Annotated in this window: 9 protein-coding genes and 1 pseudogene; 2 read left to right on the top strand and 8 right to left on the bottom strand. The window is 63.0% G+C overall.

What is annotated here, in order from left to right; genetic code table 11:
• Positions 1-29: 29 nt before the first annotated feature.
• From ACFSQT_RS22335 to ACFSQT_RS22310, 6 genes are all read right to left on the bottom strand, one after another.
• Positions 30-902 (bottom strand): aldose 1-epimerase family protein, encoded by an 873-nt coding sequence (locus tag ACFSQT_RS22335; protein ID WP_379022191.1) that lies wholly within the window; start codon positions 900-902, stop codon positions 30-32.
• A 144-nt stretch (positions 903-1,046) separates the two neighbouring features.
• On the bottom strand, positions 1,047-1,763 hold the full coding sequence (locus tag ACFSQT_RS22330) for a Bax inhibitor-1/YccA family protein (RefSeq protein WP_379022189.1): 717 nt from the start codon (positions 1,761-1,763) through the stop codon (positions 1,047-1,049).
• Between the two features lie 23 nt (positions 1,764-1,786).
• A complete protein-coding gene (locus ACFSQT_RS22325; protein WP_379022187.1) occupies positions 1,787-2,560 on the bottom strand; it encodes an anti-sigma factor family protein in 774 nt (257 codons plus the stop codon).
• The gene (locus ACFSQT_RS22320) at positions 2,557-3,090 is read right to left on the bottom strand and encodes a sigma-70 family RNA polymerase sigma factor (RefSeq protein WP_379022243.1); all 534 of its coding nucleotides are present in this window, start codon (positions 3,088-3,090) and stop codon (positions 2,557-2,559) included. Before ACFSQT_RS22320 ends, ACFSQT_RS22325 begins: the two co-directional genes overlap by 4 nt.
• 170 nt (positions 3,091-3,260) lie before the next feature.
• Entirely contained in the window at positions 3,261-4,076 is an 816-nt protein-coding gene (gene phnX, locus ACFSQT_RS22315; RefSeq protein ID WP_379022185.1) for a phosphonoacetaldehyde hydrolase, read from the bottom strand.
• Positions 4,073-5,233 carry a TIGR03364 family FAD-dependent oxidoreductase gene (locus ACFSQT_RS22310; protein WP_379022183.1) on the bottom strand — a complete coding sequence of 387 codons (1,161 nt, stop codon included), beginning with the start codon at positions 5,231-5,233 and terminating at the stop codon, positions 4,073-4,075. Before ACFSQT_RS22310 ends, phnX begins: the two co-directional genes overlap by 4 nt.
• A 165-nt stretch (positions 5,234-5,398) precedes the next feature.
• Here ACFSQT_RS22310 and ACFSQT_RS22305 point away from each other — a divergent pair, with 165 nt between their 5' ends.
• Positions 5,399-6,583 carry an amino acid aminotransferase gene (locus ACFSQT_RS22305; RefSeq protein ID WP_379022181.1) on the top strand — a complete coding sequence of 395 codons (1,185 nt, stop codon included), beginning with the start codon at positions 5,399-5,401 and terminating at the stop codon, positions 6,581-6,583.
• Positions 6,584-6,765: 182 nt separating this feature from the next.
• The gene (gene mazG / locus ACFSQT_RS22300) at positions 6,766-7,590 is read left to right on the top strand and encodes a nucleoside triphosphate pyrophosphohydrolase (protein ID WP_379022179.1); all 825 of its coding nucleotides are present in this window, start codon (positions 6,766-6,768) and stop codon (positions 7,588-7,590) included.
• A 6-nt stretch (positions 7,591-7,596) separates the two neighbouring features.
• Here the strand turns inward: mazG and hflX are convergent.
• Both hflX and ACFSQT_RS22290 read right to left on the bottom strand, forming a co-directional pair.
• Positions 7,597-8,361, bottom strand: a pseudogene (gene hflX, locus ACFSQT_RS22295) (GTPase HflX); the annotation flags it as partial.
• A 530-nt stretch (positions 8,362-8,891) separates the two neighbouring features.
• Complete coding sequence (locus ACFSQT_RS22290) at positions 8,892-9,389, bottom strand: hypothetical protein (protein ID WP_379022177.1); 498 nt, start codon at positions 9,387-9,389, stop codon at positions 8,892-8,894.
• Positions 9,390-12,321: the final 2,932 nt, after the last annotated feature.

The following is a 12,321-nucleotide window of genomic DNA, read 5'->3' as shown; positions in this document are numbered from 1 at the left end:
AAATGGCGCCTACGAATTCGAGGCGAGGCTCACAGCAGCCGGATTTGGTAGCTCAGCACGCGCTTCGCCGCGGGCGCGATCAGCATCAGGCCCGGCTTGTCGACAAAGTCGCCGTCGAAGTCCACCGGACTTGCGATGCCGTGCCAGGGTTCGATGCACAGGAACGACGCGCCGCCCGGCTTTGACCAGACGCCCAATTCCTGAACCCCCTGCCACGCCATTTCGATCGCCGGACCACGCCCGGCGGCATAGCGCACGCTGTTGCTGGCAGGCCGGTCGAGGATGACCGCGTCCTCGTCGAACAGCCGCTCGGAGAGTGCAAGGATGTTGCCTTCGACAGGTGTCGGCTGCGGCGTTTTCAGCAGCAGGCCGTCCTTCAGGCGACGGATCGGAGCAGGCTCGTCATCGGCAAAGATCAGCTGGTAATCCGTCTTGGCCAGATCCGGCAGCAATGGCCAATTGAACGCCGGGTGCGCCCCGATGGACGCCGGCAACGGCTCGTCGCCGGTGTTGGCGATGTCGAAGGTCACGCCAAGCTGCTGGCGGTCCAGCGTGTAGGTCACGGCGAGGCGGAAGGCGAACGGATAGTGCGTGCGGGTGTCGGCGTCGTCGGTGAGAACCAGCGTGCAGGAGCGAGGCCCCCTCTGCGCCCAGGCAAACGGCTTGTCGCGCGCGAAGCCGTGCTGCGTCATCGGGTAGGTCCGGCCCTGATGGCGCAATTCATCTCCCTTGAGCCGGCCGACGATCGGAAACAGCACCGGCGAATGGCGCCGCCAGGCCGGTCCGGCCTGCCACAGGAACTCAAATCCGCTGATGTCTTGCAGCGAAACCAGTTCGGCGCCCTGCGCGACGATGGTCGCCGAGATGCCGTCGCCTTGAAGCGTTTGGCTGTCTTGTGCCACATGTCCTCGCGCGGCTGGTGTGCAGCTGATGTGGCAGCCAGACTAGCAAATGTCCTTGGGTGTTCAAGGTGGGTCGGGCGTTGCGACATCGACAGTTGGCCGGAGGATCTACCTCCGGCCGTATCCCTCGCCTGCCCGGGCCGGCTATTCGCGTTCGCCGGTGAAATTCAGCAGCAGCTGGAAGATGTTGATGAAGTTCAGATAGAGCGAGAAGGCGCCGAAGACGGCGAGCTTCTGGCGCGATTCCGCCTCGAAATTCTCGGCATACTGCTCCTTGATCGTCTGCGTGTCCCAGGCGGTCAGGCCGATGAATACGGCGATGCCGATCACCGAGATGGCGAACTGCAGCGCGGTCGAGCCGAGGAAGATGTTGACGACGCCGGCGATCACCACGCCGATCAGGCCCATGATCAGGAACGACGAGAATTGGGTCAGGTCGCGCCTGGTGGTGTAGCCATAGAGGCTGGTGGCGCCGAACATGGTGGCGGCGATGAAGAAGGTGCGCGCAATGCTGGTTCCGGTGAAGACCAGGAACACGGAGGCCAGCGACAGCCCCATGACCGCGCAGAAGGCCCAGAACATCGCCTGGGCGCTGGCCGCCGACATGGTCTGCATCTTGAACGAGAACAGCATGACGAAGGCGAGCGGCGCCAGCATCACCACCCATTTCAGCGGGCTGGAGAAGATCGGCACGTAGAGTGCGGGCGTCGACGACACCATGAAGGCGACCAGGCCGGTCACCACCAGGCCAACGCCCATGTAGTTGTAGACGCGCAGCATGTGCTGGCGCAGGCCCTCGTCATAGATGGCGCCGGTTTGGGCGCCGGCGCCGACGCGATATCCCAGATTGGGGCTGTTCATTTGAATTCTCCTTTGTGGATCGGTCAGTAAAGCGTTCTGGCGAGCGTCTCGGCGGCACGGTCGAGGTCGTGGACCTCGCTTCGTCCAACCACCGCATAGGCGACCTCGCCGATCTGGAAATAGGCCGAGGAAATGTCGCCCGAGGGCGCAACGGTCGGCTTGACGACGTCGAAGGTTCCCGGCCGGATCGCAAACAGCGAGACCAGCCCCATCTCCTTCGTCTCGACAGCCATCTCGACGCTCGGACCGAAGCGCGACGGATAGATCTGCACGTCGCGGACCTTCCAGTCCTTGGGCAGCGACGGCATGACGATGGCGGTCGCGGCGCGGATCTCGCCGGCATTGTAATTGGGCGCCTCAGGCTGCGACGGCATGGTCTCGCGCACCAGAGTCGTTCTGTGTGCCCGCACCGCCTCGTCGACATAGGCGGGCGGTTGCGGCGAGGCGACAACCTTGGTCACCGACATCGGTCCGATGATGCCGTTCGCCAGCCACCCGGCGGCGACGAAGGCGGCCACCGCCGCCGCGCGCTGCAGCACACCGAAGATGCGGCCGCGGGCAAGCCCCCTCTCCAGCCGCCGCGCGGCGTCGGCGGTCGCCAGCCGCGCCATGCCCTTGGAACCGGCAAGCGCCACGCGCAATTCATCGCGGGTCCGCAGATCCGCCATCACGCGCGCCGCCGCCTCCGGACGGGTGGACAAAAACGCCTCGACCTCGATGCGGCGGGTGACGTCGAGCTGGTCGTCGACATAGGCGTCGAGATCGGCATCGGCCACGGGATCGACAGTTCCAGTCATGACGGTCCTCCAACGATCCTGAGGTGGGTCTTCGCCTTCGAGGGAGCCGCATCCTCCATCTCGCGAAGCGCCGCACGCGCCCTGCCGATGCGCGACATCAGCGTCCCCAGCGGCACGCTGCTGGCATCGGCCGCCTGCTGGTAGGAAAGCCCCTCGATGGCGACCAGGTGCAGCGCTGAACGCTGTTCCTCCGGCAGATTGAAAAAGGCTTCGCGCACCTGCGCCAGGCGCACCGAATGTTCCTGCGGTGCCGGCGTGCTGCCATCGGCAAGATGTCCGGCCTGTTCGACGCGCGCCGCTTCAGACCTGCGGGACCGCATTTTGTCGATGAAAGTGTTGTGGACGATCGATAGCAGCCAGGCGCGCAAATCGCCGCCGGAGCGGAAGGTGCCGCGCCGCTCATAGGCGCGCACCAGCGCGTCATGCACGAGATCCTCGGCGTCCGTGCTGTCACGCGTCAGCGAGCGCGCATAGCGGCGCAGCGACCCGAGCTGTCCTAAGATGTCAAAGCGTGGCATCGACCGTTTCATGTCCCGTTTACGGAGCATGCGGGGACTTTAATCCCGGCCGCGCCAATTTTTTCGCTGGATGCTGGAGGACATCGTTCGCGGCTGCCCTCGCCTCATGCTCGTGCGTCCGACGATGATCTGCAACGGCACCCCGGCGCAGGTGAGATGCCACCGGTGGTTCGAATGAACGATCAGGGCCTTTCGCCGCGCCGCAACTTGCCTTCAATCGCGGCAATCACGGGCAACAGATCGGCGACGCCCTTGACGACGAAATGCGCGCCGGCGGCGGTAAGCTTGGCCGATGCCTCGGCCCGTTTCATCCTGAACACATCCGCAGCCATGGCCTGCGTCTCCGCCAGCGTGTGGCCGAAGACATTGCCGGTTACCGCCACGCCGACGGTCCACGCGCCCGCATTGATCCCCTCGCCGATACCGACCTCGGTGTCATCGACCTTGACACACCGCCACGGCGGATAGACGCCGAGTTCGGTCAGCGCTTTCCAGAGCATGAACGGCGTCGGCCTGCCGTCGGGCGTATCGCCGGTGCAGACCAGGCAATCCGGCGAAAAGCCCTGCGCGGCGGCAACGGGCAGGATCTCCGCCATGATGTCGCGCGTGTAGCCGGTTGTCGTGCCTATTTTGAGGCCTCGCTTCCGCAGCGCCTTGACCACCTCGACAACACCGGGAATGACATCCGAGAACCGCGCCGCCACAGCCCGGTTCTTCGGCACGAATACGTCGTAGATGGCGTCGATGTCGGCATCCGTCGGCGCATGACCGTGCTGCTCCGTCCAGGCGGCGGCGATCCTGGGCTGTGCCAGCAGTGCTGCGATGTGCGGGCGCTTGGCCATTCCCATCGGCCCCCTCGCCTCATCGACGCTGATCGCCACGCCGAATTCGGCGAAGGCCTCGACAAAGACACCCATCGGCGCCAGCGAACCGTGATCGACAACGGTGCCGGCCCAGTCGAGGACGACGGCGCGAAGCAAGCCGTGGGTGGGCATCATGCGATCTTCCTGGCGTCCGCCGTGGTTGAACCGAAAAGCTCGTCGACCACCTCTTCGGCGATCGCGAACGAGGTGCTGGCGCCGGTGCCGCTGGTGATCATGACCAGCCGCATGCCCTCCCGCGGCGCGTCGGCGAACATTGTTTGGCCGGTTGCCGAGGCATAGATGCCGGTCCAGCGTTCCAGCACGGGCGGCGGCGGGCCGCCGAAGACGGCGCTGAACTCCTCAAGGATGAGGTCGTCGACACGCGCCGACGCGAACGGATCGGGCGTTGTCGCATAGTGGTGTGAATCGCCCACCACGAGCGTGCCGTCGGCACTCTGGACGACGATCAGATGCACGCCGTTGTCGAGCGCGTCGCCTTGCTCTACTTCCAGCCGGCTTCGCAAAGCGGCGGCTTCCGGCAAAGCGGCGTAACCGCTGTAGCGTGCCAGCCCAAGATCCGACATCACCGCTGCCGGCAAGCGAAAGCCGGGATCGGCAAGGCGCATCATCTGCAGTTTGCAGCGGGTGACGCCGTATTGCGCGATACGATCGGGGTAAAGCGTGGCCAGATCGTCGCCGGGACAGACGATCACCTTGTCGGCGAAAACCGGTCCCCGGCTGGTCTCGATATCAGGCGGCTCGATCGAGCGTACTGCCGTTTCGCGCCGGAATTCGACGCCATGCTTTTCGGCGAGGAAGGCTGCGAGCCGCGGGATGGCCTGGCGCGACTCGACACGCACATCGTGCGGGCTCCACAGGCCGCCGGCAAAATTCCGGCCCGCCAGTTCGGGATGGTCGCGGCGAAGCGCATCGGGTTCGAGCAGCAGGCAACCCTCGCCCATCTCGGTTTGAAGAAACGCCTCGACCACCGAGCGCGCTTCGGGGCGGCGCGCAACGACGACCAAGCCGCGCTGGATGACTTCGATGCCGGCGGGCGCGGCCACCTCCAGCCAGATGTCGCGGGATCGCATGGCACGGCGCCACACCTGGCCTCGTTCCTGGCCACTGACCGTAACAAAGCCGAAATTGCGCACCGAAGCGCCGTTGGCCTGAGCGTCACGGTCGATGACGACGACGCTGAGACCGCGACGGATGGCGGCGAGTGCGTGGGCGAGACCGACAATGCCGGCGCCAACAATGGCGAGGTCGAATTTTTGGTGTCGGCTTGTCATTTTCCCCACGCGGATCAACGAGTTCTCCCATCAAACTCTGTCCATATGACAGGAGCGTGTATGGCGCACGCGCGGCATCTGGGTCTCGGGGCGGCGCAACTAAAGCGCTGGCGAAACGCGTTCGATTTGCGTATCACTCCGCCGCGCCAATGGAAACCATTCCCCATGTTTGAAGATCTGCAGCCCGCCCCCGCCGACAAGATCCTTGCCTTGATCGGCCTCTATCGGGCCGACCCGCGCCCCAACAAGGTCGACCTCGGGGTCGGCGTCTACAAGGATCGCGACGGCAAGACACCGGTCATGCGCGCCGTGCGCGAGGCCGAAAAGCGGCTGCTGCAGGGTCAGGATACCAAGACCTATCTCGGTCTTGCCGGTGATACCGGCTTCAACACCGTAATGGCCAAGCTTGCCTTCGGTGCAGGCGCCGACATGACGCGCATCCGTGCGGCACAGGCGCCCGGCGGCTCCGGCGCGTTGCGACTGGTGGCGGAACTGCTGAAGCGGACACGATCCGACGCGACCATCTGGCTGTCGGACCCGACATGGCCCAACCACATGCCGGTGATGCGTGCCGCCGGCCTGCAGATCCGCGAATACCCCTATTTCGATGCTGCCTCGGGCGCCGTTCGCTTCGACGACATGCTGGCGGCGCTGCGGACGGCAAAGAGCGGCGACGTGGTGCTGCTGCATGGCTGCTGCCACAACCCGACCGGCGCCAATCTGGATAGCGCGCAATGGGCCGTCGTTGCCGATCTGGTCGTCGAGCGCGGCCTGCTGCCGTTTGTCGACATCGCGTATCAGGGCTTTGGCGATGGCCTTGAGGCCGATGCTGTCGGCTTGCGCCTGCTGGCCGCGAAGGTTCCGGAAATGGTCGTCGCCTCGAGCTGCTCGAAGAACTTCGCCGTCTACCGCGAACGCGTCGGCGCGGCGATGATCCTGGCCAGGGACGGCGCGCAGGCCGATGTGGCGATGAGCCAGATGCTGTCGGCGGCGCGCGCCATGTATTCCATGCCGCCGGACCATGGTGCTGCCGCGGTGCGCATCGTGCTTGAAGACGCCACCTTGCGCGCCGACTGGGAAGCCGAGCTCGAGGAGATGCGGCTGCGCATGCTCAGGCTTCGGGTCCAGTTCGCCGATGCGCTGCGCCGGCAATCCAATTCCGACCGTTTCGATTTCGTTGCCAACCACCGCGGCATGTTCTCCCGCCTTGGCCTCACGGAAGTGCAGGTCGAGCGGCTGCGTGCCGAGCACGGCATCTACATGGTCGGCGACAGCCGTATCAACGTGGCCGGCCTGCCCGAGGACGGGATGGACGAACTCGCCAAGGCGATCGTTTCCGTTCTTGATTGATTGCCGGGCATCCAGCAACTGTGGACAAGGCCCCCTCGCCGGCTGACAGCGTTGGCCGCGCGAGCGACCGCGCGGTAGCATCCGATAGAGCGCTTCGGCGTTTCACGGAAACGCACTATCTCTCTGTTTTGACGCAATTCCGGACAGAAAACCGTCTCACACTTTTCCTGGAATAGCTCTAGATGACGCCATCGAAAGACATTTCGCGCCTGATCGAGATTATGGCGGCGCTGCGAGCGCCGAAGACAGGTTGTCCATGGGACATCGAGCAGGATTTCTCGACCATCGCCCCCTATACGATCGAGGAAGCCTATGAGGTGGCCGATGCCATCGCACGCGGTGACCTCGACGATCTGCGCGACGAACTCGGCGACCTCCTGCTGCAGGTCGTCTACCACGCGCAAATGGCCGAAGAGGCTGGCGAGTTCGCTTTCCCGGATGTGGTTCAGGCGATCACGACGAAGATGATCCGCCGCCACCCGCATGTCTTCGGCGACGAGACGGCTCGCGGCGCCGGCATGGCCAAGGGCATGTGGGAAAAGATCAAGGCCGTGGAAAAGGCGGAGAAACGAAGCGCCCGCCTCGCCCGCGGTCTCGACCCCGAGGACAATGGCAAGGGGTTTCTGGACAGCGTGCCGGTCGCCCTGCCCGCGCTGACGCGGGCGCTGAAACTTCAGGAGAAGGCCGCCCGTGTCGGTTTCGACTGGAGCGAGGCAGCGCCCATCCTCGACAAGATCGAAGAAGAGATCGGCGAGTTGCGCGAGGCATTGGCGAAAGGCGACACGGCGTCGATCAAGGACGAATTCGGCGACATGCTGTTTGCCGTCGTCAATCTCGGGCGTCACCTCAAGCTCGATTCGGAAGCCGCGCTCAGCGGCACCAACGAGAAATTCCGCTCACGCTTCCACTATGTCGAGCAGGCTCTGGAAAAGTCCGGCAACACGCTGGAAAAGGCTGATCTGGCCGAGATGGAAGCGCTCTGGCAGGAAGCAAAAACCGCGAAGTAAGCGACGTTACCCTTTGGTTTTGGCGCGCAATCTGCTTTCGATCTCTTCGCGGGCGATTTGGGTCGCCTTGAGCGAGATGGTGGCGCTGCCGTCGTCATTGTCGGTTCGCGAAACGACATCGCCATTGCGGTAAAGCCAGTCGACAAGGCCGAACTGCGCCGGCTCGACCGTCACCGTCAGGTCGTCGAGCTCGCCCGCCATCCGCGTCTCGATGATCGCCTTCAGCGCATCGATGCCCTCGCCGGTCACCGCCGACACCGCGACCGGCGGCGCCTTGCTGGCATCGGCGCCATCGGCGAGCAGTCGGTTCCTGTTGCCTTCGTCGAGCCGGTCAATCTTGTTCCACACTTCGATGACCCGCTTGGCGTCGCCGGCATCGACGCCGAGGTCGGCCAGGATGCGCTCGACATCCTCGGCCTGCGCGGCAGTGTCGGGATCGGAAATGTCGCGCAGGTGGATGACGAGGTCGGCCTCGACCACTTCTTCCAGGGTGGCGCGGAAAGCGGCGATCAGATGCGTCGGCAGGTCCGAGATGAAGCCGACCGTATCCGAAAGGATGACCGGCGTGCCATGCGGCAGGCGCACGCGCCGCAGCGTCGGGTCGAGCGTGGCGAACAGCATGTCCTGCGCAAGCACGCCGGCCCCGGTCAGCCTGTTGAACAAGGTCGACTTGCCGGCATTGGTGTAGCCGACGATAGCCACCACCGGAAACGGCACCTTCTTGCGCTTGGCGCGGTGCAGATCGCGGGTGCGGCGCACGGTCTCCAGCTCACCCTGCTACCTTGATAGATAGACAGCAGTGCTTTGGTCTGTCACGAGCGCGAGGCGTTCCCGTGTTCGCCCTGCTGACAGTAAACCACCTTGGTTGACATAACCGACAGCGTGTCCTCGGCTGATTGAGCCTGCAGCTCGAATTCCCGCGCCCATTTTCTGCGTACCGAACTTGTCCGACAGCGCCGCGCGATGTCTCGCGCGGTTGGCGTCAGGTGATTCAATAGATTGTTGTAGTGCGCGTTCTGTTCGAAGTGATCGCGCCGGCCATTGGGACGACCTTCCTGTCGAGCACATGTACTTCGCCTACCGACACCAACGTTGAATCGTGGTTCTGGAAACAGATCCTCAAGAAGGGTGTGGGTCGCCGACTTGGACGTTGCCCGCGCGAAGCCGAAGACCTTTCAGGAGCGTCCCGGTCGGCACCGCCCCTTCGTACTCGTGATGCATGACCCAGCCGACCGCCGCGGCGTCCGCCATCGATGCCAGGGATCTCGATAAAGGTCACGTCATCGAACGTGATATCCGCCTTATTGTCCAATACAAACGGTCGCGGTGCGGACGATAGAGCGGCTCTTCGGCGCGTCGATTCGAATGTCGAGCACACTTAGATCGAGATGATGCGAAAGTGCCTCGGTCATTTGCCCGCCGAAACGGAAATCGGGGGAGAACGGCAGGGGAGCGACCTGGCTCAGATAGTCGCCAATCGCCATCGGGCTCATCAAGCGATCGTTCCGCAGCCGGACAATGCCCCTCATTTCAACTTCGAAAAATCGCTCCGGTGCGTCGGAGATTTCGACGCGTTGCAGCGTGGTCACTTGGCGGATCAGCTCCGCGATACCTGTATCCTCTTCCAATGCGCGCAGAGCTACCTTCAGTTGGCGGCAATCCCAACGCAGTTCGGAAATTTTGGCCTCACCCGGAACGCGCGAACGGAAGATCAGCTCCTGCGCATATGCGAGCCCTGCGAGCCGGCCTACGCCGCGAAATCCTACGGGCCGTGATGTCCCTCGCTGTGGCACTGCCACCAAGTGTCGGTCAACATTGCGACCGAATTCCTGCGAAAGAACGCCGCAGCCAGTTGTCTCGAATTCGACCGTCCTGCTACCAGTGCTCGACGACAATCGTCGACGCGGCCAACCTCGCTGGCAGCGAGCTGGCCCGCGAGCTTGGCCGCGGCGACCGCGCTCAGCTGACAGTTTGAATGTACTCGCGGTACCCGGTCATAGGCGTCGACGCTACATCGCGACTCGAGAACGAGCTCGAGAGCATCCTTGCCGATTACGATGCTGCGGCAACACTCGTGCCGTTCGGACCGTCCCCGCGACTTGTAACGCCGCCGGGCGAGCTTGATTGCAGCCGTCGCGTTCATGCGGCGATCCCTTCATGCGTCTTCGATTTGACAGACCGGGCGGGGCTCCTCTCATGGTGCACAGGCCTGCGTCCTCGACCGTTCATCGCTCCGCAGACCTGTTTCGCAGTTGCGCTCGCGCCCTGGTAAGCTCTTCTGCTTCGCCAAAATTGCAAACACAGTTCGTCTTTAGGCACTGGCACGTAGAAGTCGAGAACCGCTTCAGTGCGCAGTGGTGTGCCTGCTCCGCCAGCCCCGCGCAACTGTCGAGTGATCGCACGGACGACAGATAACTCCAGCAGCTCGCGCCTTTCATAGCCATCGAGCATGTTGACACTCGGCCCGATACGCAGCGAGCCGCTCTCGGACGTCGAACGTTGCGTACCAATCGCGATGAAAAGCTGAGAGTCGTGCGGGAGAGCCAGGATACGCTCGTACGCCTCGAACGTGTGCCGAAGGCCCGCTTAAAAAAGGTGGGTTAGCGCCGCTGACGCATGCGCGGGTCGCCTGCAGGATGAGCTGCATCGAGCGGAGAGCTGGTAACGACGGTCACTTGCTGCCGATCACTCCTCTGTGTGACACGGATCGGGCCGGCGGTTCGGCTGGAAGCGCATTGGAAACGACCAGCACATTGCGCACGCCCAACTCCTTCGTTCGAGAGACTCACGACTATGAGACCAAGCATCGCTCAACACAAGATCGGACAGGCATATGTCATGGAAGTTAGAGGGCATGTAGTTCGAGAGCTCGGTGAGGTCCGTATTCGGCGGCGTCGCACCGCCTGTTCGTACGGCTTCCTCACACCGCCAGAGGTCAAACGCGATCCTCAGCGTGCGGGTAGGCAGATGGCTCGCAGTTCGCGCAGATACTGGGATCTTTGCAGAGGATCCGGGCATCAACACCCTGATTAACGTCGACCCGGCAGCTGGTACAGCACCCGCATCCCTCGCGCTGGAGCTTGCGCCTGGCGTGAACCCGAGATCGCGATTCGGCCGATGATCTCCTTGAAGCGCGGTGCTGCGACAGACATTGTTGGCCATAAGGGTTGTCAAGTCCTTTTTGACCGTAGGCGCGTCGATGGCCTTGATGAGCGCCGTCAGTGACTCTGTGTCCCGCTGCTGCGCCCTCGAGCTTTGGCACTCCGCAGAAGTGACATTTTCGAATACAGCGCGGGAGCGTGTACGCGAAGTAGGCATCACGGACCGGATACTTGTAGTCGATCTCGATCGAGAGGATGCGTAGTCGGGGACATCCATCCTCGATCAGCGCGCGCCCTCGGTAGTCCTCCAGCCTCATAAAGCAGGCAATCCTCTGAAAACTCATCCAACTGGCGCAACAGCCAGGCGGATCCGAGAGCAGCCCCACCATTGATAACTGTATGCCCGCCAGCGTCTCTCTCTCAATGAAGCGCTCGTGCACAATCAATGAGGCGCAGCAATACCCGCGACGAAAACTTTGTCGCTTGACCGTTGGCGCCTCATCCAATGGCGAATTCGAGCGTCACTGCGCAATGCTGCGCAATCTTCGGGTACTCGCAAGAGAAAAGGGTTGTGATCGTAAATGTCGTGTCCCAGCGACCTGGTTCAGCAACTGAGCGACTTTACTGTAGATGAATCGACGCGCATCTCGTTTCCGCCCGCGGTCCATGATATATGGCAATTGTCATCAGGACGAGTCCGGTGGGATACTTGTGCTGCTAGCCGGGCTCGATCAGCAGAATATTCTATGTTAGCACCCATTGACCCCCTTATAACGACGCGCGCTTTCGAACATTCCGCAATAATGTCTACCGCCTGCTTGACGCCCGACCTCGGGCCGCCGAAGCCTCCGCGGGGCCCGAGTGGACCAATCGCTCGTTCGTGGACAAAATCAGAAGCTGCGCGTGATGACGCCCGCTGTCACATGATCGTCCCGCGCGCGCGGCATATCGTTGACCATATCCGCGCGATGCGAAAAAAGCGCATAGACCCCACAGCCTTTGTCAGACATATGCTTGCGTGGATTGGCCACTCCTGCGGAGCACCACGAGCCAACCGCACGCCAGAATCCGGCACGATACGCAGCGCTTCTCGACGAGCCCTCCTTCGAAGACAGTTTGGTTCGCCTTCATGGAATGCAGGATGGCTGGACTGCATCATTACGCAGCGCGAAACGATCCTTTTCAGCCGATGGGTGCTCTGTGCCGCCAAGGTGTCAGGCGCCGATAGCCACGTGCGAGTCTTCTGGTTGTTCAGCGCTGAATGCCATGAAAAGCGCGGGACGTTCGAGGGCACAGAGCTCGGCAAGTTGGGCTTCGTCGGTAGTCGCGCAGACTGGTGCTCAGATCCCGTGGCTTTGCTGTTGCTGATGCTGAAGACCGCCATCTCCTCGCGCTCGGAAGCTCGATAAAAGCACGATGAACGGGAGGGAATCGCAGGTCGCCCAGGTGACGCGAGGCGGTGCTGGCAGTCGACCTCTGGTGCCATGATCTTGCTGGGCGCCGGTCCCGGAGAATCTCCATGGCGAATGCGACCATCCGGAAGCTCGTCGATCCGCCATTCGTCATTGAAAGGCCGGCCGCAGGTTCAGCTTCACACGGGATCGTCGAACTCTTTTCACTGGCTCCTTGA

The sequence above is a fragment of the Mesorhizobium calcicola genome (genome assembly GCF_042682105.1).
Lineage (GTDB): Bacteria > Pseudomonadota > Alphaproteobacteria > Rhizobiales > Rhizobiaceae > Mesorhizobium > Mesorhizobium calcicola.
This window is presented reverse-complemented; position numbering and strand designations above follow the sequence as displayed.